The sequence below is a fragment of the Streptomyces sp. WZ.A104 genome (genome assembly GCF_002382885.1).
GTDB lineage: Bacteria > Actinomycetota > Actinomycetes > Streptomycetales > Streptomycetaceae > Streptomyces.
This window is the reverse complement of sequence record NZ_NWVL01000008.1, coordinates 83,229-104,552: the sequence shown is the minus strand read 5'-3', so window position 1 is coordinate 104,552 and position 21,324 is coordinate 83,229. Positions and strand designations below refer to the sequence as shown.

Annotated in this window: 25 protein-coding genes and 3 tRNA genes; 5 read left to right on the top strand and 23 right to left on the bottom strand. The window is 71.1% G+C overall.

The window, feature by feature from the left end; translation table 11 throughout:
* Positions 1-49: 49 nt before the first annotated feature.
* The 7 genes from CIB93_RS06560 to CIB93_RS06530 form a co-directional block, all read right to left on the bottom strand.
* Positions 50-1,498 carry an MFS transporter gene (locus CIB93_RS06560; RefSeq protein WP_096625004.1) on the bottom strand — a complete coding sequence of 483 codons (1,449 nt, stop codon included), beginning with the start codon at positions 1,496-1,498 and terminating at the stop codon, positions 50-52.
* Between the two features lie 101 nt (positions 1,499-1,599).
* A complete protein-coding gene (locus tag CIB93_RS06555) occupies positions 1,600-2,148 on the bottom strand; it encodes a TetR/AcrR family transcriptional regulator (RefSeq protein WP_096625104.1) in 549 nt (182 codons plus the stop codon).
* A gap of 142 nt (positions 2,149-2,290) precedes the next feature.
* Entirely contained in the window at positions 2,291-2,719 is a 429-nt protein-coding gene (locus CIB93_RS06550) for a MaoC family dehydratase (RefSeq protein ID WP_096625002.1), read from the bottom strand.
* Positions 2,719-3,171: a MaoC family dehydratase N-terminal domain-containing protein gene (locus CIB93_RS06545; protein WP_096625000.1), complete on the bottom strand. Its 453-nt coding sequence runs from the start codon at positions 3,169-3,171 to the stop codon at positions 2,719-2,721. Before CIB93_RS06545 ends, CIB93_RS06550 begins: the two co-directional genes overlap by 1 nt.
* Before the next feature lie 125 nt (positions 3,172-3,296).
* Positions 3,297-3,461, bottom strand: coding sequence for a 50S ribosomal protein L33 (rpmG, locus tag CIB93_RS06540; protein ID WP_003956487.1), 165 nt, complete (start codon positions 3,459-3,461; stop codon positions 3,297-3,299).
* Positions 3,462-3,550: 89 nt separating this feature from the next.
* Positions 3,551-3,623, bottom strand: a tRNA-Met gene (locus tag CIB93_RS06535).
* Between the two features lie 45 nt (positions 3,624-3,668).
* Positions 3,669-3,741 (bottom strand) — tRNA-Thr (locus CIB93_RS06530).
* Positions 3,742-4,106: 365 nt separating this feature from the next.
* On the opposite strand from CIB93_RS06530, the gene CIB93_RS06525 reads away from it, so the two are divergent.
* Together CIB93_RS06525 and CIB93_RS06520 are read left to right on the top strand one after the other, a co-directional pair.
* A complete protein-coding gene (locus CIB93_RS06525; protein WP_096624998.1) occupies positions 4,107-5,405 on the top strand; it encodes an amidohydrolase family protein in 1,299 nt (432 codons plus the stop codon).
* A 34-nt stretch (positions 5,406-5,439) separates the two neighbouring features.
* Complete coding sequence (locus tag CIB93_RS06520) at positions 5,440-6,096, top strand: NAD(P)H-binding protein (protein WP_096624996.1); 657 nt, start codon at positions 5,440-5,442, stop codon at positions 6,094-6,096.
* 116 nt (positions 6,097-6,212) lie between these two features.
* Here the strand turns inward: CIB93_RS06520 and CIB93_RS06515 are convergent.
* Positions 6,213-6,294: transfer RNA gene (locus tag CIB93_RS06515), tRNA-Tyr, on the bottom strand.
* A gap of 231 nt (positions 6,295-6,525) precedes the next feature.
* Here CIB93_RS06515 and CIB93_RS06510 point away from each other — a divergent pair.
* From CIB93_RS06510 to CIB93_RS06500, 3 genes are all read left to right on the top strand, one after another.
* Complete coding sequence (locus tag CIB93_RS06510) at positions 6,526-7,014, top strand: YajQ family cyclic di-GMP-binding protein (protein WP_096624994.1); 489 nt, start codon at positions 6,526-6,528, stop codon at positions 7,012-7,014.
* A 161-nt stretch (positions 7,015-7,175) separates the two neighbouring features.
* Positions 7,176-7,694 (top strand): methylated-DNA--[protein]-cysteine S-methyltransferase, encoded by a 519-nt coding sequence (locus CIB93_RS06505; RefSeq protein ID WP_096625102.1) that lies wholly within the window; start codon positions 7,176-7,178, stop codon positions 7,692-7,694.
* A gap of 75 nt (positions 7,695-7,769) precedes the next feature.
* Entirely contained in the window at positions 7,770-8,378 is a 609-nt protein-coding gene (locus CIB93_RS06500; RefSeq protein ID WP_257002059.1) for an alpha-ketoglutarate-dependent dioxygenase AlkB, read from the top strand.
* 31 nt (positions 8,379-8,409) lie between these two features.
* Here CIB93_RS06500 and CIB93_RS06495 read toward each other — a convergent pair whose 3' ends face one another.
* The 15 genes from CIB93_RS06495 to CIB93_RS06425 all read right to left on the bottom strand — a co-directional run bounded on the left by CIB93_RS06495 (position 8,410) and on the right by CIB93_RS06425 (position 21,257).
* Positions 8,410-8,682, bottom strand: coding sequence for a GlsB/YeaQ/YmgE family stress response membrane protein (locus tag CIB93_RS06495; RefSeq protein ID WP_096624990.1), 273 nt, complete (start codon positions 8,680-8,682; stop codon positions 8,410-8,412).
* Positions 8,683-8,692: 10 nt separating this feature from the next.
* Entirely contained in the window at positions 8,693-8,881 is a 189-nt protein-coding gene (locus tag CIB93_RS37750) for a hypothetical protein (RefSeq protein ID WP_179500003.1), read from the bottom strand.
* A gap of 175 nt (positions 8,882-9,056) precedes the next feature.
* Positions 9,057-9,449 (bottom strand): YccF domain-containing protein, encoded by a 393-nt coding sequence (locus CIB93_RS06485; protein WP_006126851.1) that lies wholly within the window; start codon positions 9,447-9,449, stop codon positions 9,057-9,059.
* Positions 9,446-10,309: a zinc metalloprotease HtpX gene (htpX, locus tag CIB93_RS06480; protein ID WP_096624988.1), complete on the bottom strand. Its 864-nt coding sequence runs from the start codon at positions 10,307-10,309 to the stop codon at positions 9,446-9,448. The genes CIB93_RS06485 and htpX overlap by 4 nt, the downstream gene beginning before the upstream one ends.
* A gap of 230 nt (positions 10,310-10,539) precedes the next feature.
* Entirely contained in the window at positions 10,540-10,998 is a 459-nt protein-coding gene (gene mscL / locus CIB93_RS06475; RefSeq protein ID WP_096624986.1) for a large conductance mechanosensitive channel protein MscL, read from the bottom strand.
* Between the two features lie 116 nt (positions 10,999-11,114).
* The gene (locus CIB93_RS06470) at positions 11,115-12,704 is read right to left on the bottom strand and encodes an NADH-quinone oxidoreductase subunit N (protein ID WP_096624984.1); all 1,590 of its coding nucleotides are present in this window, start codon (positions 12,702-12,704) and stop codon (positions 11,115-11,117) included.
* Positions 12,701-14,365, bottom strand: a complete 1,665-nt coding sequence (locus CIB93_RS06465; protein WP_096624982.1) for an NADH-quinone oxidoreductase subunit M — start codon at positions 14,363-14,365, stop codon at positions 12,701-12,703. The genes CIB93_RS06470 and CIB93_RS06465 overlap by 4 nt, the downstream gene beginning before the upstream one ends.
* Complete coding sequence (locus CIB93_RS06460; RefSeq protein WP_096624980.1) at positions 14,362-16,362, bottom strand: NADH-quinone oxidoreductase subunit L; 2,001 nt, start codon at positions 16,360-16,362, stop codon at positions 14,362-14,364. Before CIB93_RS06460 ends, CIB93_RS06465 begins: the two co-directional genes overlap by 4 nt.
* Positions 16,359-16,733, bottom strand: coding sequence for an NADH-quinone oxidoreductase subunit NuoK (gene nuoK, locus CIB93_RS06455; protein ID WP_096624978.1), 375 nt, complete (start codon positions 16,731-16,733; stop codon positions 16,359-16,361). The genes CIB93_RS06460 and nuoK overlap by 4 nt, the downstream gene beginning before the upstream one ends.
* Positions 16,733-17,419 (bottom strand): NADH-quinone oxidoreductase subunit J, encoded by a 687-nt coding sequence (locus CIB93_RS06450; protein ID WP_257002057.1) that lies wholly within the window; start codon positions 17,417-17,419, stop codon positions 16,733-16,735. Before CIB93_RS06450 ends, nuoK begins: the two co-directional genes overlap by 1 nt.
* Entirely contained in the window at positions 17,416-18,003 is a 588-nt protein-coding gene (locus tag CIB93_RS06445; protein WP_096624976.1) for an NADH-quinone oxidoreductase subunit I, read from the bottom strand. The genes CIB93_RS06450 and CIB93_RS06445 overlap by 4 nt, the downstream gene beginning before the upstream one ends.
* A complete protein-coding gene (locus tag CIB93_RS06440; RefSeq protein WP_096624974.1) occupies positions 18,000-18,971 on the bottom strand; it encodes a complex I subunit 1 family protein in 972 nt (323 codons plus the stop codon). The genes CIB93_RS06445 and CIB93_RS06440 overlap by 4 nt, the downstream gene beginning before the upstream one ends.
* Positions 18,968-20,140, bottom strand: a complete 1,173-nt coding sequence (locus tag CIB93_RS06435; RefSeq protein ID WP_096624972.1) for an NADH-quinone oxidoreductase subunit C — start codon at positions 20,138-20,140, stop codon at positions 18,968-18,970. Before CIB93_RS06435 ends, CIB93_RS06440 begins: the two co-directional genes overlap by 4 nt.
* Positions 20,137-20,859 carry an NADH-quinone oxidoreductase subunit B gene (locus CIB93_RS06430; protein WP_096624970.1) on the bottom strand — a complete coding sequence of 241 codons (723 nt, stop codon included), beginning with the start codon at positions 20,857-20,859 and terminating at the stop codon, positions 20,137-20,139. Before CIB93_RS06430 ends, CIB93_RS06435 begins: the two co-directional genes overlap by 4 nt.
* Complete coding sequence (locus CIB93_RS06425; protein ID WP_096625096.1) at positions 20,850-21,257, bottom strand: NADH-quinone oxidoreductase subunit A; 408 nt, start codon at positions 21,255-21,257, stop codon at positions 20,850-20,852. Before CIB93_RS06425 ends, CIB93_RS06430 begins: the two co-directional genes overlap by 10 nt.
* Between the last annotated feature and the right edge of the window lie 67 nt (positions 21,258-21,324).

Here is a 21,324-nt window from a genome sequence, read left to right as displayed (position 1 = left end):
TGGCTCCGCCCCCCGTGCGGGCCACGGACCGTGGGCCTCCCCCACCGGCTCAGGCGGCCACCGCGTCCCGTTCCGCGGCGTCCCGCGTCTCCGGGTCCCGGGCGGGCCCGGCCCCACTGCGGCGGCCCGGGATCAGGAGCGCGACGAGCGCGCCCAGGGCCACCGCTCCGGCCCCGATCCAGAGGGCGGGGACGGTCCCGTCCGCGAACAGCCGCGGCGAGCCGTAGCCGCCCCGCGCGGCGAAGACCGAGGCGAGGACCGCGACTCCGAGCGCACCGCCGACCTCCCGGAGCGCGTTGTTGGCCCCGGAAGCGATGCCCTGTTCCCCGGCGCGGACGCTGGACAGCACGAGGCTCGCGGCCGGCGCGAAGTACATCGCCATGCCGACCCCGCCGATGACCAGGGCGGGCAACTGGGCGGCGTAACTCACGTCCGGTTCGACGACCACGGCGAACAGGGTCAGCCCGAGGGCCTGGAGCGCCAGCCCGGCCACCACGACCGGCCGCCCCCCGAAGCGGTCGGAGAGATACCCGGCGAGCGGGGCGACGAGGATCGGCATCCCGGTCCAGGGCAGCATGCGCAGACCGGCCTCGGTGGGCGAGTGCCCCAGCCCGTTCTGGAGGAACTGACTGAGCAGGAAGATCGACCCGAACATCCCGAAGAACATCAGCAGGCTCGCCACGTTGATCCCGAGGAAGGCCCGGCCCCGGAAGAGCCGCATCGGCAGCATCGGGTTCTCCGCCCGGTTGCCGTGGTGCACGAACAGGCCGAGCAGGGCCGTGCCCGCGATCAGCCCGGTCAGGACGAGGGGGCTGGTCCACCCGTGGCTCGCGGTGTTGACCAGGGCGTAGACGATGCCGAAGAGGCCCGCGCTGACCAGGGCCGTGCCGCGGATGTCCAGCGGCGCCCTGGGGGCGTACGACTCGGTGAGCCGCAGCCGGGCCAGCGGCAGCAGCAGCAGGCCGAGCGGCACGTTCAGCCAGAAGATCCACTGCCAGGAGATGTGCTCGGTCAGCGCACCGCCGATCAGCGGCCCGCTGGCCACGGCCACACCGTTCACCGCGCCGAAGAGGCCCAGCGCCGCGCCCCGCCGCTCGGGCGGAACGGCGGCACCGATCAGGGTGAGCGTCAGCGGCATCATGATCGCCGCGCCGACGCCCTGGACCGCGCGGAACGCGATGAGCTCCTCGATGCCCGGTGACAGGGCGGCCGCGGCGGAGGCGGCCGTGAAGACGCCGAGGCCGACCAGGAACAGCCGCCGCCTGCCGAAGCGGTCCCCGAGCGCCGCACCGAGCATCAGCAGCACGGCGAAGGTCAGGGTGTACGCGTTCACCGTCCACTCCAGCTCCTCCAGCCCGCCGCCGAGGCTCTCGCGGATGGAGGGAAGGGCGGTGGTGACGACGAGGTTGTCCAGGGCCGCCATGAATCCGGCGACGCTGGTGATGACGAGGGTCCAGACCGCTCTTCCGCGGTCCGCCCTGCCGTGCTGCTCGTTCATTTCTCCCCCTGCTGATCAGTTCCCGCCGATCAGACCTGGTAATTAGTTATTGATCACTAACTTCTACGGACAGAAATCCGGGCGGACCCGGAGCGCGCTGTTCACTCGGTGGGCCTGCCCGAGACGTAGAACCCCGACCAGACGCGGTGGCCGCCCGGAAAGCCGAGCGAGGCGAGCGTGTTGACGAGCATCCCGTACGCCAGGAACGTCGTCGTCTCGCTCTCGTCGGCTCCGAGCGTGATGTGGACGTCGTCCCACATCCGCACCCAGGCCGCCCGCAGGGACTCGCCGAACGCATGGTCCCCGGCGGCCTCCGCCGCGGCGACGGCCGCGTACATCTGCATCTGCATCATCAGCTTCTCGCCGTCGTCGACGATCAGCCGCTGGTACGCCGCGGCCATGGCGTGCAGCGCCTCCTCCCCCTCCAGCCCCTTCGATGCCGCCGCGAACACCTGGCGGGTGTCCTCCAGGCAGCGTTCGGCGGCGGCGAGGAACATGGCCTGCTTGTTGGGGAAGAGCCGGAAGAGATACGGCTGGGAGACACCGACCCGCCGGGCGATCACCTCGGTGGACGTGCCGTTGTAGCCGCCGCGGGCGAACTCAGTGATCGCCGCCCGGACGACGCTCTCCCGCCGCTCCTCCGCACTCATCCTGACCATGAAGCCAAGTTATTGCCCAATCACTAACTTGGTCAAGGGGCCGGAGGGACCGGGACGGAAGTAAGGGGCGCCCCCCACAGAGGGCACCCCCTACCGGCCCGGGACGCTCCCGGGCGCACAACCGGCGTACGCCTCAGGCGAGCCGCACGACGGCGCGGGACAGCCCCAGCACCTTCTTCCCGTCGCACATCGCGACCAGGTCCACGCGGACCAGGTTGCCCTCCAGCTTGGCCCCGACCTTGGCGCTGACCTCGATCAGCGCGCCCTTGTCGTCGTTGGGCACGACGACCGGCTTGGTGAACCGGACCCCGTAGTCGACGACCGCGCCCGGATCGCCGGCCCAGTCCGTGACCACGCGGATCGCCTCGGCCATCGTGAACATGCCGTGCGCGATCACGTCCGGCAGCCCGACCTCGCGCGCGAACTTCTCGTTCCAGTGGATCGGGTTGAAGTCGCCCGACGCGCCCGCGTACTGCACGAGCGTCGCCCGCGTCACCGGGAACGACTGCGCGGGCAGTTCCGTACCGACCTCGACCGACTCGTAAGAGACCTTCGCCGTCATCACGCCTCCTCGGCGGCGCGCGCCACCAGCTTCGTCAACGCCGTCACGACCAGCTCACCGGCCTCGTCGCGCACATCCCCGCGAATGTCCAGAACATCGTTGCCCGCCAGGGACTTGATGCTCTCGATCGTCGACGTGACCGTCAGCCGGTCCCCCGCCCGCACCGGACGCACGTACGAGAACTTCTGGTCACCGTGCACCACCCGGCTGTAGTCCAGACCCAGCTGCGGGTCCTGCACCACTTCCCCGGCGGCCCGGTGGGTGATCGAGAAGACGAAGGTGGGCGGCGCGATCACGTCGGGATGGCCCAGTGCGCGGGCGGCCTCCACATCGACGTACGCCGGATGGGCATCGCCCACCGCCTCGGCGAACTCTCGGATCTTCTCCCGGCCGACCTCGTACGCCGGGGTGGGCGGATAGGTCCGCCCCACGAAGGACTGGTCGAGCGCCATGAGCTCGCTACCTCCTGATGGAAAGACGTGGAAAGACGAAGCGGGGGCGGCCCCGTGCGGGGAACGACCCCGTACAACGACACGAGGCCGCCCCCAGAGGGGACGGCCTCGTGTACGAGCCTGATTCAGCGCGTTTCGCGGTGCGCGGTGTGCGAGTTGCAGCGCGGGCAGTGCTTCTTCATCTCAAGACGGTCCGGGTTGTTACGCCGGTTCTTCTTGGTGATGTAGTTCCGCTCCTTGCACTCCACGCAGGCCAGCGTGATCTTCGGGCGGACGTCGGTGGCAGCCACGTGAGTGCTCCTTGGACGGACGGATGGACGGATGAACGCATAAAAGAGTAGCCGATCGAAGGACCGACCCAACAATCGGCTACCGTTAGTAGCGGTGACCGGACTTGAACCGGTGACACAGCGATTATGAGCCGCTTGCTCTACCGACTGAGCTACACCGCTTTGATGATGAGTCACCCCGCCGAAGCGGGGTTTCCCGATCACCAGAGCCCCAATGCGGAATCGAACCGCAGACCTTCTCCTTACCATGGAGACGCTCTACCGACTGAGCTATTGGGGCGAGCGATGAAGACATTACACGGTCCTGGGCCGGTTGCCCAAATCCGTTTCGGTAGCGTCCCCCGGGGCCCTCTCCGGCCCCGCCCACACCCCCTGATCAGGCCTTGATCCAGCCCGCAACGCCCTCCGGGCCGGACGTCGCCCGGGGCCGGAAAAGGCCCACCGGTACGACTATTGCGCTCTTCCCGGAAGCCGCCGTGCCAGGCGTCGCGGACCCGGCCATGATCGGCGGGACCCCTGAAGGCGTCCCGCCGGCGAGCCGGCACAAGCGGCAGGACGCCCCCTGCGACAAGACACCCCTCAAGGCCCGGCCCACTACTCCGCGTGACCTTGCACCCGCCCCCTTGCACCCCTTCCAGGAGCGCGATGCCCGACAGCCAGCCGCGGCGGCCCGACGACAACGCGCCGGACAGCGCCGACGCGGCCACCACCGCCGACACCCCCGCCCTCGTCCTCAGCGGCGCCCGGCTCATCGACGGCCGCACCGTCGACGTACGCCTCAGCGGCAGCCGCATCGAGGCCGTCGGGACCGCGGGGAGCCTCACCGCCCGGGGCTCCCGTATCGACCTCCGGGGCTATCTCCTGCTCCCCGCCCCCGCCGAACCCCACGCCCACAGCGACACCGCGCTCACCGCGGACAGCGCGGCCCCCGACAGCCCGGGCCCCGCCTCCCACCGCACCGAGGACATCCAGCGCCGCGCCACCGAGGCGGCTCTCCTCCAGCTCGGCCACGGCGCGACCGCCCTGCGCACCCACGTCCGCATCGGCGACGTCCAAGGCCTCGCCCCGCTCGAAGCCGTCCTACAGGCCCGGCGCTCCCTGCGCGGCCTCACCGACCTCACACCCGTCGCGGTCCCCCGCCTCCTCACCGGCGTCGCCGGGGCGGACGGCCTCGCGATGCTCCGCGACGCGGTGAAGATGGGTGCTGCGGTCGTCGGCGGCCGCCCCGACCTCGACCCGGACCCCATCGGCTACACCGAGGCCGTCCTGGAGGTCGCCGCCGAACACGGCTGCCCGGTGGACCTGCACACCGACGCCGACGACCCCGCCCGGCTGGGCCGGCTCGCCGCCATGGCCGCCGGACTGCGCCCCGGCGTCACGCTCGGCCCCTGTTCGGGACTGGCCCACCTGCCCCTGAACATCGCCGCCCGCGCCGCCGACCAGCTCGCCGCCGCGGGGATCACCGTCGTCTGCCTGCCCCAGGGCGGCTGCACCGGCGCGGAACGCCGTACGACCGCCCCCGTACGCCTCCTGCGCTCCGCCGGCGTACGCCTCACGGCGGGCAGCGGGGCGCTGCGCGACACCGCGAACCCGGTCGGCCGCGGCGACCCCCTCGAAGCGGCGTACCTCCTCGCCTCGCAGATCGGACTGCGCGCCGAACAGGCGTACGCGATGGTCTCCGCCACCGCCCGCGCCACCCTCTGCCTGCCCAGCGTGCGCGTCGAGGCGGGCTTCCCCGCCGAACTCCTCGCCGTACGGGGCGAACGGCTCTCCCCCGCGCTCTCCCTCGCCTACAGCCGCATCGTCATCCACCGCGGCCGCATCGTCGCCCGCACCAGCGCCGTACGCGAGTACTGCGACTCCGACCCGGACTCCGAAGCCGCCACGGGCCCCGGCCTCCCGCGCCAGGGGCGACCCGACTCCGGTACGGGGCCCAGGAACTGAGCGGGAGGCTGCCTCCGGGCGTACGGTCGGAGGTATGCGCATTGTCATCGCAGGTGGACACGGACAGATCGCACTGCGGCTGGAGCGGCTGCTCGCCGCACGCGGGGATGAAGCCGTAGGGATCATCCGCAACCCCCAGCAGAGCCAGGACCTCATCGAAGCCGGTGCCCAACCCGCCGTGCTGGACCTCGAATCGGCCACCGTCGAACAGACCGCGGAGGTTCTGCGCGGCGCCGACGCGGCCGTCTTCGCGGCGGGCGCGGGCCCCAACAGCGGCACCGCCCGCAAGGACACCGTCGACCGCGCCGCGGCCGTGCTGTTCGCCGACGCGGCCGAGGCGGCGGGCGTCCGCCGCTACGTCGTCGTCTCCTCCATGGGCGCCGACCCCGATCACCCCGGCGACGAGGTCTTCGACGTCTACCTGCGGGCCAAGGGCGCCGCCGACGCCGACGTACGCTCCCGTACCGCACTGGACTGGACGATCCTGCGCCCCGGCATGCTCACCAGCGACGCGGGCACCGGACGGGTCCTCCTCGCCGCGTCGACGGGCCGCGGCCCCATCCCCCGCGACGACGTGGCGGCCACGCTGCTGGAGCTGCTGGACACCCCGGCGACGGCGGGCCTCACTCTGGAGGCGATCTCGGGGAACGTGCCGATCGCGGTGGCCGTGAAGGACGTCGCGGGCAACTGACCGGCGCCCGGGCCGGGGTCCGGAAAGGCCCGCAAGGCCCCCTGCCGGATCCCGGTAAGGCCCCCGGCAACGAGGAAGCCCCCGACCAGAAGGACTGGTCGGGGGCTTCGTTCGCGTGGCGGCGCCAGGGTTCGAACCTGGGTAGGCTGAGCCGGCAGATTTACAGTCTGCTCCCTTTGGCCACTCGGGCACACCGCCTCGAACGACGCGTCGGATCTCGTGCTGATCTCCTTGGCGACGACGTAAACAATACCTGATGGCCAGGGGTGCTCCGCCACCTGATTGTTCCGCAGCCGGAGGGGACAACCTTGGCCCCTCCCGTTCGGGTCGGACCGGATCCCGGCCCCCGCGGAGCCCGGTATGGCCCGAACGCGAGGGCCTAGGCTTTGCGCTGTAACCCCCAGCATTCGACGCAAGGAGCCACACGTCATGGCCGACTCCAGTTTCGACATCGTCTCGAAGGTCGAGCGGCAGGAGGTCGACAACGCCCTCAACCAGGCCGCCAAGGAGATCTCCCAGCGCTACGACTTCAAGGGCACGGGCGCCTCGATCACGTGGTCGGGCGAGAAGATCCTGATGGAGGCGAACGGCGAGGAGCGCGTCAAGGCCATCCTCGACATCTTCCAGTCCAAGCTGATCAAGCGCGGCATCTCGCTGAAGTCGCTGGACGCCGGTGAGCCTCAGCTGTCCGGCAAGGAGTACAAGATCTTCGCCTCGATCGAGGAAGGCATCTCCCAGGAGAACGCCAAGAAGGTGGCGAAGGTGATCCGCGACGAGGGCCCGAAGGGCGTCAAGGCGCAGGTCCAGGGAGACGAGCTGCGCGTCAGCTCGAAGAGCCGGGACGACCTCCAGGCCGTTCAGGCGCTCCTGAAGGGCAAGGACTTCGACTTCGCGATCCAGTTCGTGAACTACCGGTAGTCGACCGCACCGTGGGGCACCCCGTCGAGATCGGCCTCGACGGGGTGCCCTCTCCGTTTCCGGCCCTGGGCGTGATGTCCGAATACCGCCAGTGGCCGGACGGCGGGGAGGCGCAGACTGGTCGTACGGATCGGGGACGAACAGCGAGGCGGGACGACGGCATGACGACGATCTACGCGCGGGTGGACAGCCCGCTGGGCGAGTTGCTGCTGGTCGGCGAGGTGCCGGGCGGCTCCGGTGCGGCCGGGGGCGCGGGGGTCCGGTTGCGGTCGCTGTCGGTGCCCGGGCAGAAGGGCGGGGCGGTCGTCCAGGACGGATGGCAGCACGCCCCCGAGGCGTTCACGGAGATCACCGGGCAGCTGGAGGCGTACTTCGCGGGGAGCTCGACACGCTTCGACGTGGCGTTCGCCCAGGGCGTGGGTACGGAATTCCAGCGCCGGGTCTGGGAGGTGCTGGAGTCGATCCCGTACGGCAGGACGGTGTCGTACGGGGAGGTCGCCGCGCGGGTCGGGGCGTCGGGCGCCGGGGTGCGTGCGGTGGGCACGGCGATCGGGCGCAATCCGTTGCTGGTCGTCCGCCCGTGCCACCGGGTGATCGGGGCGGACGGGGCCCTGCGGGGGTACGCGGGCGGGCTGGAGCGGAAGAAGTTGCTGCTGGGGCTTGAGGGCGCGGTGGGCTGAGCCGTGTCCCGTCAGGTTCCGCAGGCGTCGGACGGGCTCTTCCGACGGCCGCGGAGGGCTGTCGCGCCGGGTGCCGTGCATGTGCCGGAGTGGCTGCCGGTGGAGCGGCGGGCCGAGCTGGTGTCGGCGTGCCGGGAGTGGGCGCGGGGTCCGGTTCCGCTGCGGCACACGGCGCTGCCGGGCGGCGGGGTGATGTCGGTGCGGACGGTGTGCCTGGGGTGGCACTGGCAGCCGTACCGGTACGCGCGTACGGCGGACGACGTGAACGGCGCCCGGGTGGCAGCGTTCCCGGACTGGCTGGCCGATCTGGGGCGGGCGGCGGTGGCCGAGGCTTACCAGGACGACCGTGCGGCGGAGGCGTTCGCTCCGGATACCGCGTTGATCAATTTCTACGACGACGCAGCGCGGATGGGGATGCACCAGGACAAGGAGGAGCGGTCGGTTGCTCCTGTGGTGTCGTTGAGCATCGGGGCGACGTGCCTGTTCCGCTTCGGGAACACGGAGGGGCGTGGACGGCCCTACACGGACGTCGAGTTGGCGTCCGGCGATCTCTTCGTCTTCGGCGGGCCGTCGCGTTTCGCGTTCCACGGGGTGCCGAAGGTGTACGCGGGATCGGCCGACCCTGCGGCGGGAATGCGGGGCGGCCGATTGAACCTCACGTTGCGGGAGACCGGACTGCGCTGACCGGCGTACGGCGTTGAGCTGACGGCGTGCGTCAGCGGCGTTCGCGGGAGTTGCCGAACAGCAGCCGGTAGGCGATGAGCAGGACCAGCGAACCGGCGATGGCGGCAAGCCAGGTCGCCGTGTCGTAGAAGTCGTTGCTGATGGGGCGGTCGAGGAAGTGGCTGGAGAGCCAGCCTCCGACGAAGGCCCCGGCGATGCCGATGAGGGTGGTGCCGATGATGCCGCCCGGGTCGCGTCCCGGGAGGAGGATTTTCGCTATGACTCCGGCGACCAGCCCGAGAATGATCCAACTGATGATGCCCATGTCGCTCCGCCTACCCCTTGCTTCGTCCTGAAACCCAAGACGCGGCGGGCAGGTGTTCGGTTGCACAGCTGCTCGGCAGGGCGGCCTTCCGCAGGGCGGCATCCCCCAGGGCGGCCGTCCGCAGGGCGGCATCCCCCAGGGCGGCCGTCCGCAGGGCGGCATCCCCCAGGGCGGCCGTCCGCAGGGCGGCATCCCTCACGACGGCCTCCAGTACGCGGATGTCGTCGGCGTTCTTCTCGGCGATCAGCCGGAACTGACGGGCCGTGCGTTCTCTGTCGACGGCGGTCGACGTTGTGCGGTCGTGCGGGGATCGCCAGCCGGATTCTCCGGATTCTTCGGCTCCGCCTCAGCCTGTGGCAGGCGGCCGTGCCGGACTAGCGGGTGGCGAAGGGCTGGTCCGTCGGAACGATCTCCTTGCCGAAGGGCATGAGGGAGACCGGGATCAGCTTGAAGTTGGCGATGCCCAGCGGGATACCGATGATCGTGATGCACAGGGCGATGCCGGTGGTGATGTGGCCGAGGGCGAGCCACCATCCGGCGAGGATCAGCCAGAGGACGTTCCCCGCGCAGGACGGCGACCCGGCGTCCCGGCGGTCGACGACGGTGTAGCCGAACGGCCAGAGGGCGTAGACGCCGATCCGGAAGGCGGCCACGCCGAAGGGGATGCCGATGATCGTGATGCAGAGCAGGACGCCTGCGAGCAGATAGCCGAGGAACATCCAGAAGCCGCAGAGGATGAGCCAGATGACGTTCAGGATGGTTTTCACGGGCGACGACCTGCCATCTGTTCTAGTCGGGCGATGCGCTCCGCCATCGGCGGGTGTGTCGAGAACATTCTCGCCATCCCCCGACCGGGCCGGAAGGGGTTCGCGATCATCATGTGGCTCGCGGTCTCGATCTTCGGCTCGGGCGGCAGCGGCAGCTGCTTCGTCCCGGCGTCCAGCTTGCGCAGGGCGCTGGCGAGGGCGAGCGGGTCCCCGGTGAGCTGGGCCCCGGAGGCGTCGGCCTCGTACTCACGCGAGCGGCTGACGGCGAGCTGGATGACCGAGGCGGCGAGCGGCCCCAGAATCATGATCAGGAGCATGCCGAGCAGGCCGGGGCCCTCGTCGTCGTTGGAGCGGCCCACCGGGATGAGCCAGGCGAAATTGACCAGGAACATCACGACGGAGGCGAGGGCTCCGGCCACGGACGAGATGAGGATGTCCCGGTTGTAGACGTGGCTCAGCTCATGGCCGAGGACACCGCGCAGCTCGCGTTCGTCGAGGATCTGGAGGATGCCCTCGGTGCAGCAGACGGCGGCGTTGCGCGGATTGCGGCCGGTGGCGAACGCGTTGGGCGCCTGCGTCGGGGAGATGTAGAGGCGCGGCATGGGCTGTCGGGCCGCCGTGGAGAGCTCGCGGACGATGCGGTAGAGCTGCGGGGCCTCGAATTCGCTGACGGGGCGGGCCCGCATGGCCCGCAGGGCCAGCTTGTCGCTGTTCCAGTACGCGTACGCGTTGGTGCCCAGGGCCACCAGGAGCGCGACGAACAGGCCGGTGCGTCCGAAGAAGCTGCCGATGACGATGATGAGTGCGGACAGTCCCCCGAGGAGTACGGCGGTCTTCAGCCCGTTGTGCCGGCGGTGCACGGTACGCCCTCCAAGTGGTGCAGCAGGGGAACCCTTTGCATGGTGGTGCTCCACTCCCCAGTGGAGCCTCCCGTACTGGTCAACGCCAGGCGACAGGAGCTAGTTCCCTTGTGCGTGCGGCCGGAGGGCGGGGCTGGGCGGCGTGTTCAGGCCGGTCCGGCCCCCGGGCCCGTACGGGATGGCACTGGGCCGTACGGGTGGCGGGGCGTCCTGCTTGTGGTGCGGTGGGGTCAGTGCTGCTGGACGGGGAGCTTGGAGAGGGAGAGCGCCTCGGATTCGGGCTCGACCTCACTGGTGCAGTGGCCGCAGCGGGAGGCGATGGCGGGGATCTCGCTGAAGCAGCGGGGGCAGTCGCGCAGGGCGGCCTTGATGTCGACGGCCTCTTCCTTGGCGAAGCGGTTCTGCACCTTGGTCATGGGGACCACGACACAGAAGTAGAGGACCGCGGCGGTGATGAGGAAGGCGATGGCGGCGGCGAGGAACTTTCCGTACGGGAAGATCGCTCCCTCGACGGTGAACTCCGCCGTGCTGAAGTCGCCGACCGAGCCGGTGGCGAGGCCGATCAGCGGGGTGATGAAGGCGGTGCTGAAGCCCGTGACGACGGCGGTGAACGCCGCGCCGACCGCGAGCCCGATCGCCATCGAGATGACGTTTCCGCGCAGGATGAAGTCCTTGAACCCGTTCAGCACTGCTCTCTCTCCTCGTGTCCTGGTACGTCCTCGCCGTGTACGTGACGTACGCAGCCAAGACCTTGCCCTGCGCGGGCGGGCACGGGCAAACCGATCTTGCGGGCGTTGTGCGGGCCTCAGAAGAGGTTGACGGCGGCGAAACGCAGGACCAGCTGCGGGGCTCCGGAGAGGAGGACTCCGGCGGCCGCGGTGAGGACGAGCGCAGTGGTGAGCGGGGACGGAGCGTGGAATCCGCGGGCCCCGGAGGCCGGAGTTCCGGTGGTCCGCGGAGTGCGGGCCCGGGCCGATTCCACCGTGGTTTCCGGCGTACGGAACAGGATCGCGGTCCACCGAAGGTAGTAATAGAGCGCGATCACCACGTTGACGGCCATCACGACGGCGAGCCAGCCGAGCCCCGCGTCGACGGCCGCCGAGAAGACCGCGACCTTCGCGAAGAGGCCGATGATGCCGGGCGGCAGTCCGGCCAGGCAGAGCAGGAAGAAGCCGAGGGCGAGGGCGGCGAGGGGCCGGGTCGTGCAGAGGCCCCGGTAGTCGGCGATGCGGTTGCCGGGATGCGCGCGGGCCACGAGGGCGGCGACGGTGAACGCGCCCAGGTTCACGACGGCGTACATCAGGGCGTACGCGACGGTGGCGCCGATCTGCTCGTCGCTGGAGTACGCGGCGGCCGCGATCGGGACGAGCAGGTAGCCGGCCTGGGCGACGGAGGACCAGGCGAGGAGCCGGACGGCACTGCGGGCGCGGGTGCCGTCCTGGCGGAGGGCGGCGACGTTCCCGACGGTCATGGTGAGCGCGGCGAGGACCGCGAGGGCGGGGCCCCAGACGTCGGCGTAGGAAGGGAACGCGATGACCGTGACCAGGATGATCCCCGAGAAGCCGACGGCCTTGCCGACGACGGAGAGGTAGGCGGCGATCGGGAGGGGCGCGCCGATGTAGGTGTCGGGGACCCAGAAGTGGAAGGGCGCGGCGGCGGTCTTGAAGGCGAAGCCGACGAGCGTGAGGGCGACGCCGGCCTTGGCGAGGGTGTCGAGCACCGGGGGCACGTCGGCGAGGCGGTCGGCGATCTCGGTGAGGTGCAGGGTGCCGGTGGTCGCGTAAACGAAGCTGACGCCGAGCAGCATGACGGCGGTGGCGACGACGGACGAGAGGAAGAACTTCAGCGCCGCTTCGGAGGAGCGGCGGTCACCGCGCTTGATGCCGACGAGGGCGAAGGCGGGCAGTGAGGCGACTTCGAGGGCGACGACGAGGGTGGCGAGGTCGCGGGAGGCGGGCAGGAGTGCGGCGCCCGCCGCGGAGGCCAGGAGGAGGAACCAGTACTCCCCTACGGGGAGTCCGCGCGTGTCGTCGAGGGAGAGCAGGACGGTGAGGAACGCGCCGCCGAGGACGAGGGCCTGGATGACGAGGGTGAAGTGGTCGGCGGTGTAGCTGCATGCCTGGGTACCGGTGGTGACGCAGAAGGTGGAACGGTCACCGGCGCGCAGGGGGATCAGGAGTACGAGGGCGGCGGCCAGCGCGGTGAGGGTGCCGTAGCCGAGAAGCCGTTTGCGGTGCGCGGGCAGGAACAGGTCGGTGACGAGGACGAGCAGGGCGGCCAGCGCGGTGAGGGTGGGGGGCGCGATGGCGAGCCAGTCGATGGTCTGGACGACGCTGGGGGCGGTGTCGGCCGCCGCGGCGAGGGCGCCCGGGGCGGTGCTGAGGTCCGCGGTCACGACTTGCCTCCTGCGAGGAGCTTCTGCACGGCCGGGTCGGTGAGGCCGAGGAGGACGGCGGGCCAGAGCCCGGCGAGGACGGTGAGGGCGGCGAGCGGGGTCCAGGCGGCGGCTTCGTAGCTCTGGATGTCGGCAAGCTGCGGGGTGGCGGTCGGCCGGGCCCCGGCGGCTCCGGTCGGCCGGGCCGTGTCGGCCGTCTGCGGGGACGGGGCACTGGGCGAGAGCTGGGAGTGGGGCGTGTGCTCGCCCATACAGACGCGGCGGACGACGATGAGCATGTACGCGGCGGTGAGCAGGGTGCCGAACGCCCCGATGGCCATGAAGGTGCGGAACGCGGGACGGCTGAGGCCTTCGGCGGGGCTGTAAGCGCCGAACAGCGTCAGCATCTCGCCCCAGAATCCGGCGAGTCCGGGCAGGCCGAGCGAGGCGACGGCGGCGAACGCGAGCAGCGCGCCGAGGCGGGGGGCGCGGCCGTAGAGGGCGGCCCCGGTAGCGCCGGCGAGGGTGTCGAGGTCGGCGGTTCCGTAGCGGTCCTTGACGGCGCCGACCAGGAAGAACAGCAGGCCGGTGATGAGGCCGTGGGCGATGTTGGCGAAGAGCGCGCCGTTGACTCCGGTGGGGGTCATGGTGGCGATGCCGAGCAGCACGAAGCCCATGTGGCCGACGGAGGAGTACGCGATGAGCCGCTTGAGGTCGCCCTTCGCGCCGGTACGGGCCAGGGCCAGGCAGGCGAGGGATCCGTAGACGATGCCGACGACGGCGAACGCGGCGAGGTAAGGCGCGAAGGTGCGCATGCCGTCGGGGGCGACGGGGAGCAGGATCCGGACGAATCCGTACGTTCCCATCTTCAGCAGGACGCCCGCGAGGAGCACGGACCCGACGGTGGGGGCAGCGGTGTGGGCGTCGGGGAGCCAGCTGTGCAGGGGCCACATCGGGGTCTTCACGGCGAGGCCGATGCCGATCGCGAGAACGGCGATGACCTGCACGGATGTGGTGAGGCCACGGCCGTTGTCAGTGGCGAGTGCCACCATGTCGAAGGTGCCGCTCTTCAGTCCGATGAGGAGGAGGCCCAGCAGCATGACGACCGAGCCGAGCAGCGTGTAGAGGATGAACTTCCAGGCGGCGGCCTGCCGCTGGTCACCGCCCCAACGGGCGATGAGGAAGTACATCGGGATGAGGACCATCTCGAAGGCGAGGAAGAAGAGCAGCAGGTCGAGGACGGCGAAGGTGGCGAGGGTGCCGGATTCCAGGACGAGGACGAGGGCGACGAAGGCCTTCGGCGAGGGGCCCGCGGGCGGCTTGAAGTAGCTGTACAGCGCGCAGAGGAAGGTCAGCAGCGCGGTCAGGAGCAGGAGGGGGAGCGAGATGCCGTCGGTGCCGAGGTGGATGCGGACGTCGAGCGCCGGGATCCAGCTGATGTCGGTGGTCGCCTGCATCGTGGCGGGATGGTCGTGGTCGAAGCCGACGGCCAGGGCGATCGCGGCGATGAGCACGGCGCCGGTGACGGTCACGCCATGGCGGAGCACGGCCTGGTCGGGGTTCTTGCCCTTGAGACCGGGCGGGGCGGGGAGCAGGGCCGCGACGGCGCCGAGGAGCGGGGCGACGACGATGAACGCGAGAAGGAACTGCATCACGGACGGGCTGATATCGATCACGGTCACGACCCCGCGTTGACGTTGGCGAAGACGACGGCGGCGATCGCCAGGACGAGGGACCCGGCGAGCAGGGCGCCGACGTAGGTCTGCACGTTGCCGGTCTGGGCCCGCCGGACGGCGGTGCCGAGGAGGCGGGTGGCGGCGCCCGATCCGTTGACATAGGTGTCGACGACCGTGCGGTCCAGGAAGCGGACGAGGCGGGCGGCGGCCTGGACGGGCCGGACGAACAGCGCCGTGTACAGGGCGTCCAGATGGAAGCCGGTGACGGCGTGGCGGTGGAGCGGGCCGAGGAGCAGCCTGCCGGGGTCGGCCGGGTCGGCGGCGTCCGCGATGGTGCCGTAGACGGCGGTGTGGGACGTCATGGCCTCGGCTTCGACGAGGGCGGGTTCGGCGCCGGGGTGGGCGGCGACGGCGCCGATCGGGGTGCGGGCGGCCAGCGCGGTGGTGTGCCGCCACGCGCCGTAGGTGACGAGGCCGCCGACGAGGGTGACGCCGGTGGACAGGACGGCGGTGGTGAGGGTCGGTGTGAGGGCGTGTCCGTCGAACCAGTCGCCGATCGTGCCCACCGTGAGCCCGAAGGCGATGGTGGGGACGGCCAGGATCCACAGGACGGAGGTCATGGCGGCGGGCTGCCTGCCGTGGTCAGGCACTTCGGCCCCCCGGCCGCGGAAGGCGAGGAGCCAGAGGCGTACGGCGTAGGCGGCGGTGAGGACGGCGGCGAGGAGTCCGCCGACCAGGATCGTCCAGCCCGCGGCGGCCGGGGCGACGGTCCGGTCCCCGAGGGCGGTGTGCTCGGCGGCGACGAGAACGGCTTCCTTGGAGAAGAAGCCGGCGAACGGCGGGATGGCGGCCAGCGCGAGGAGGGCGACCGTCATCGTCCAGTAGGCGTCCGGGATACGGCGGGCGAGGCCGCTCATGCGGGACATGGCGGCGAGTGAGTTGGTGCCCGCGGCGTGGATGACGACACCGGCGGCGAGGAAGAGGACGGCTTTGAAAGCACCGTGCGAGATGAGGTGGAAGACGGCGGCCCCGCGGTCACCGACGGCCAGGGCGCCCGACATGTAGCCGAGCTGCCCGATCGTCGAGTAGGCGAGGACCCGCTTGATGTCGTCCTGGGCGAGGGCGGCGAGCCCGGACCCGATCATCGTGACGGCCGCCATCACGGCGAGGACGACGAGCGCGGCGCCGGAGGCGGCGAAGACGGGCAGCAGGCGGGCCACGAAGTAGATGCCGGCGGCGACCATCGTCGCGGCGTGGATGAGCGCGGAGACGGGGGTGGGGCCGGCCATCGCGTCAGGCAGCCAGGTGTGCAGGGGGAACTGCGCGGACTTGCCCGCGACGCCCGCGAGGAGCAGCAGCGCGATGAGGGTGGGGTGGTCGAGTCCGCCGGTGGTGACGGCGGCGAGGATCTTGGTGATGCGGAAGCTGCCGGTGTCGGCGGCGAGGGCGAACAGACCGATCAGGAAGGGGACGTCACCGAGTTTGGTGACCAGAAAGGCCTTGAGGGAGGCGGCGCGGGCTTCGGGCGTCTCCCAGTAGTGGCCGACGAGGAAGTACGAGCAGATGCCCATGATCTCCCAGCCGACCAGGAGCACCATCAGGTCGCCGGAGTAGACGACCAGGAGCATCGCGGCGGTGAAGAGGGAGACGAGGGCGGCGTAGGAGGGGTAGCGGGCGTCGTCGCGGAGGTAGGCCGTGGAGTAGAGCTGTACGCAGGTGGCGACGAGCCCGACGAGGACGGCGACCAGGACCGCGAAGCCGTCCAGGTGGAGGGCCAGGTCGATGGGGACGGAGCCGGTGGGGGTGAGCTGCGTCGCGGCGTCGATGGCGCGGCCGCCGCCCTGGCGGACGGCGACGATCACCGCGATGACGGCTGCGGTCAGCGTCGGGAGGATCGCCAGGGGCCGGACGAAGCCGGGGGCGCTGCGGCCTACGGCGAGTCCGGCGACGGCTCCGAGGAAGGGGAGGAGCGGGACGAGGGCGGCGAGGGTCGTGGTGGTCACGCGGTGGCCTCTGCGTTCGTGGAGTTCCCTGCCGTTTCGGCGTCACCGGCCCCGGCGGTGTCGTGGCTCTCGGCCGTGTCGCGGAGGCGGTCGATGTCGGAGGTGCCCCGGTTGCGGTAGACGGCCAGGACGATCGCCAGGCCGATGCCGATCTCGGCGGCGGCGATGGCGATGGTGAAGAGCGTGAGGGCCTGACCGGAGTGGAGGGTGTCGCGGAGCCAGACGTCGAAGGCGACGAGGTTGAGGTTGACGGCGTTGAGCATCAGCTCGACGGACATCAGGACGAGGATCGCGTTGCGGCGGACGAGGACGCCGTAGAGGCCGGTACAGAAGAGGAGGGCGGCGAGCACGGCGGGATAGGCGAGGTGCATCAGCTCTGCTCCTCCTGCCCGGGCGGAGTCCCCCGGTCCGGGGCGGGCTTGTCCGGGGCCGGCTTGCCAGGGGCAGACCGGACGGTGGCGTCGGCGTCGCGTTTGCGGGACAGGACGATGGCGCCGACGAGGGCCGCGAGCAGCAGCACGGAGAGCGCTTCGAAGGGCAGGACCCAGTTCCGGAACAGAAAGGCGCCGGTGACCTTCGTGGAGCCCTGGGCCGGTCCTTCGAGGTCGATCCAGGTGGTGCGGAAGGCATCGACCACGACCCAGACGAGAGCGGCCGCCGCGGCGAGGGCTACGCCGAGAGCGACCCACCGGTTGCCCGAATCGGCGTCCGGGGAACGGCCGATGGGGGCCCGGGTGAGCATCAGCCCGAACAGCAGGAGGACGACGATGGAACCGACGTAGATCAGGACCTGCACCCAGGCGATGAACTCCGCCGTGAGCAGGAGGTACTCGACGGCCAGTCCGCCGAGAGCGACGACGAGCCAGAGGGCGGCGTGCACGAGCTGCTTGGTCGTGACGGTGATGAGGGCGGCGCCGAGGGTGGCGAGGCCGACGAGGACGAAGGCGATCTCGACGCCGGACGGGGAGAGGAAACCGGGGTGGTCACCGGCGGCCAGGGTGTTCGTCAAGGCGGTGGACACCGTGCTCAGGGGCGCGCTCGCCGCTGTGAACGTCATGGGGTTCCGCCCTTCTCCTCGGGCCTCTCCGCGGACTTCTCCTCGGACTGTTCCTGCGCGCGTTGGGCGGCGAGCTTGTCCGCGGCCTTGCGGGCGGCGGCGACCTCCTTCGGTTCCTCGGCCCCGAGGTCGAGGGCGGGCGGTTCCGGCACGGTCCACATCCACTCGCGGAGCTTGTCGCGCTCGTGGGTGAGTTCGTGGATGTCCGTCTCCGCGTACTCGAACTCGGGCGACCAGAACAACGCGTCGAAGGGGCAGACCTCGATACAGATACCGCAGTACATGCAGAGGGAGAAGTCGATGGCGAAGCGGTCGAGAACGTTCCGGCTGCGCTCGCGGCCGCCGGGGGCGGCGGGCGGCACCGTCTCCTTGTGGGAGTCGATGTAGATGCACCAGTCGGGGCACTCACGGGCGCAGAGCATGCAGACTGTGCAGTTCTCCTCGAACAGCCCGATGACGCCACGGGAGCGGGGCGGGAGTTCGGGCTGTGTGTCGGGGTACTGCGCGGTGACGGACTTCTTCGTCATCGTGCGCAGGGTGACGGCGAGGCCCTTGGCCAGGCCGGATCCGGGGATCGGGGTCACTGGTTGATCGCCACCTTCACGATGCCGGTGAGCGCGATCTGCGCGAGGGCGAGGGGAACGAGGGTGGTCCAGGCGAGCTTCTGCAACTGGTCCTCACGCAGACGCGGATAGCTGACGCGCAGCCAGATGACGACGAACGCGAGAAGGGCGGTCTTGAGGAGGGTCCAGAGCCAGCCGAGTCCGTCGGCACCGAACGGGCCGTGCCAGCCGCCGAGGAAGAGGACGGTGGTCAGGGCGCACAGGATGACGATGCCCGCGTACTCGGCGAGGAGGAACAGGGCGAAGCGCAGCCCCGTGTACTCGGTGTACGCGCCGAAGATGATCTCGGAGTCGGCGACGGGCATGTCGAACGGGGGGCGCTGGAGCTCGGCGAGACCGGCGACGAAGAAGACCAGGGCTCCGGCGATCTGCCAGGGCAGCCACCACCACTCGAACGCGTCGAGGATGCCGGTGAGCGAGACCGTACCGGCCGCCATGGCGACGGAGGCGGCGGCGAGGAGCATCGGCAGCTCGTAGGAGAGCAGTTGCGCGGCGGTCCGGAGGCCCCCGAGGAGGGAGAACTTGTTGGCCGACGCCCAGCCCGCCATGAGCGAGCCGAGGACGCCGATGCCCATGACGGCGAGCACGAAGAAGATGCCCGCGTCGATGGCCTGGACGACCGCGCCCTCGCCGGGGCCGACGGGGATGACCGCGAGGACCAGGAGGTACGGGAGGAGGGCGACGGCGGGGGCGAGCTGGAAGACGCGGCGGTCGGCGGCGGCCGGGACCACGTCCTCCTTCTGCGCGAACTTCACGCCGTCCGCGACGAGCTGGGCCCAGCCGTGGAAGCCACCCGCGTACATGGGGCCCAGACGGCCCTGCATATGGGCCATCACCTTGTGCTCGGTCTGGCCCACGAGAAGCGGGGCGACCAGGAACACGCCGAAGACGATGGCCAGGCGGAGGGCGACGTCGAGAACGTCGTTCACTCGGTATCGCCTCCGGCGGGGTGGTCTGGGTCGGGGCTGGGGCTGGTGTTGTCGGGGTCAGGGGGCACGGGGTCCTCGAACGCCGGTTGGGCGTCATGCCAAGGGGCGTCTGTGCTGCGCACCCGGGGCGGAGGCGCAGGTGCGGCGCCGGAAGCGTCCGGGGCGGGCCGCTGGCTGGCCGAACCCTCCGACGCCGAACGGGAACGGCGGGCCGGGCGCGCCGGGGGCGCCGAAGGCGTCGCGGGCACATCCGGCACCGGCCCCTGAGCGGCCGAGGCATCCGCCGACGCTCCCGGCTCCGGCCGCTGACTCGCCGATCCCTCCGACGCCGAACGGGAGCGGCGCGGGCGGGTCGCCGGGGGTGGGGGCGAGGGCTCCGGGGCCGGGGCCGGGGCCTCCGTAGGTGCGGGGGCTCCCGGAGAGCTGGGGTCCTTGGTCGGCATGGGGCGTTGGGCGGCGGAGCCCTCACTCGCGCTGCGGGTGCGGCGGGGCGGGCGGTCGGTTGTGGCGCGGGCCCCTCGGGCCGGGCGGGCGGCGGCAGGGGGGAGCTGGCCCTTCAGGGGTCCCCACTCGTTCGGGTCGGGGACGCCGGGCGGGAGCATCGCGCGGCGCTTGGGGCCGCTGTGGCCCTCCGCCGGCTCCCCCGGTTCCTTCGCCCCTGGCCAGGCCTTGGCGACCCGGGCCGCCAGGACGAAGTCCTTGCGCAGCGGGTGGCCCTCGAAGCCCTCCGGCAGCAGCAGCGGGACGAGATGGGGGTGGCCCTCGAAGGAGACGCCGAACATCTCGTGCGTCTCGCGCTCGTGCCACGCCGCGCCCGCGTAGACGTCGATGGCGGTGGGCAGGACGGCCGCGTCGTGCGGCACGGTCGTCCGTACCATCAGCCGCCGGACCGTCCCCGCGCCCAGGGCCGCGACATGGGCGCAGACGCGGAAGCCGACGCCGGGTTCGTCCACGGCGCTGAGCCAGTCGAAGTAGCTGCAGCCAAGCCCGTCGCGGGCGGTCCGCAGAGCGGTGATCCAGGCGGAGGCGGGGACGTCGACGGTGAGCAGGTCGTAGGCCGCCTCCGCTGTGGCCTCCCCGCCGAACAGCTCCGCCACGGCGTCCGGCAGCCGGTCGTAGGCCTCGGCGGCGGACGGTGCGTGCTGCTGACGCTGGTCGTGGTCGGTCATCGCTGCCCCTCCCCCGCTGACGGACCCTGCGTCGTGCCTGGCGTCCCGCCCGGCGGCGTCGGCGCGGCGACCAGGCCGCTGCGCAGGGCCGCGGTGGACGTCCCGCCGCCGGAGTTGCCGGCGACAGCGGCGGTCCCGGCGGCCTCCGGTGCGTACCGCTCCGCCAGGGACTCGCGGGCGATCTTCTCCTGGAGCTTGAGGATGCCCTGGAGCAGCGCCTCGGGCCGGGGCGGGCAGCCGGGTACGTACACATCGACGGGGATGATCTGGTCGACGCCCTTGGTGACGGAGTACGAGTCCCAGTAGGGGCCGCCGCAGTTGGAGCAGGCGCCGAAGGAGATGACGTACTTCGGTTCGGGCATCTGCTCGTACAGGCGCTTCACGGCCGGGGCCATCTTGTCCGTCACCGTGCCGGAGACGATCATGAGGTCGGCCTGACGGGGGCCGGGAGCGAAAGGGATCACGCCGAGTCGGATGAAGTCGTGACGCGCCATGGAGGCGGCGATGAACTCGATGGCGCAGCAGGCGAGTCCGAAGTTGAAGACCCAGAGGCTGTAGCGGCGGCCCCAGTTGAGGACGACCTTCATCGGTTCGGGCGCGAGCCGGGAGAGCACCCCGAGGCGCTTCGGCTCGGGGAGGAGCACCGGGTCGGACGGCGATGCGGGCTGCTCCGGCGCGGGCTGCTGCGATGCGGAGGTCGGCCGACTCGTCAGGCCCATGCGAGGACGCCCTTCTTCCATGCGTAGAGCAGTCCCACGGCCAGGAAGCCGAGGAAGATGAACATCTCGATCAGCGTTGTCGCGCCGTATCCGGGAGCCGCGAACACCGTGGCCCACGGGAACAGGAAGATGGAGTCGACAGCGAAGATCACATACAGGAACGCGTAGACGTAGTAGCGGACCTGAGTGTGCGCCCAGCCCTCGCCGACCGGGTCGACGCCGCATTCGTACGTGAGGAGCTTCTCCGGCGTGGGGACGACGGGCCGCAGGAGGCGACCGGCTCCGAAGGCCACGGCGACGAACAGGACGCCGACCAGCGCGAGCAGGCCGATCACCGAGTAGCTCTGGAAGTAATCCGATGCGAGAGCGGTGGTTCCGTCGACCGCCACGCCGGTCATGTCCGCCACGTCGGCCACGTCCGCCCCTCGCTCCCTCGTCGCCCGCGCCTGTCCCATATCTGTACGC

Coding starts and splice junctions, on each gene's coding strand:
- CIB93_RS06430 (WP_096624970.1), bottom strand. CDS start 20,859: ATGGGCCTGACGAGTCGGCCGACCTCCGCATCGCAGCAGCCCGCGCCG.
- CIB93_RS06510 (WP_096624994.1), top strand. CDS start 6,526: ATGGCCGACTCCAGTTTCGACATCGTCTCGAAGGTCGAGCGGCAGGAG.
- CIB93_RS06520 (WP_096624996.1), top strand. CDS start 5,440: ATGCGCATTGTCATCGCAGGTGGACACGGACAGATCGCACTGCGGCTG.
- CIB93_RS06545 (WP_096625000.1), bottom strand. CDS start 3,171: ATGGCGCTCGACCAGTCCTTCGTGGGGCGGACCTATCCGCCCACCCCG.
- CIB93_RS06435 (WP_096624972.1), bottom strand. CDS start 20,140: ATGACCGACCACGACCAGCGTCAGCAGCACGCACCGTCCGCCGCCGAG.
- CIB93_RS06450 (WP_257002057.1), bottom strand. CDS start 17,419: ATGACGTTCACAGCGGCGAGCGCGCCCCTGAGCACGGTGTCCACCGCC.
- CIB93_RS06525 (WP_096624998.1), top strand. CDS start 4,107: ATGCCCGACAGCCAGCCGCGGCGGCCCGACGACAACGCGCCGGACAGC.
- nuoK (WP_096624978.1), bottom strand. CDS start 16,733: ATGCACCTCGCCTATCCCGCCGTGCTCGCCGCCCTCCTCTTCTGTACC.
- CIB93_RS06425 (WP_096625096.1), bottom strand. CDS start 21,257: ATGACCGGCGTGGCGGTCGACGGAACCACCGCTCTCGCATCGGATTAC.
- CIB93_RS06550 (WP_096625002.1), bottom strand. CDS start 2,719: ATGACGGCGAAGGTCTCTTACGAGTCGGTCGAGGTCGGTACGGAACTG.
- CIB93_RS06555 (WP_096625104.1), bottom strand. CDS start 2,148: ATGAGTGCGGAGGAGCGGCGGGAGAGCGTCGTCCGGGCGGCGATCACT.
- CIB93_RS06505 (WP_096625102.1), top strand. CDS start 7,176: ATGACGACGATCTACGCGCGGGTGGACAGCCCGCTGGGCGAGTTGCTG.
- CIB93_RS06560 (WP_096625004.1), bottom strand. CDS start 1,498: ATGAACGAGCAGCACGGCAGGGCGGACCGCGGAAGAGCGGTCTGGACC.
- CIB93_RS06495 (WP_096624990.1), bottom strand. CDS start 8,682: ATGGGCATCATCAGTTGGATCATTCTCGGGCTGGTCGCCGGAGTCATA.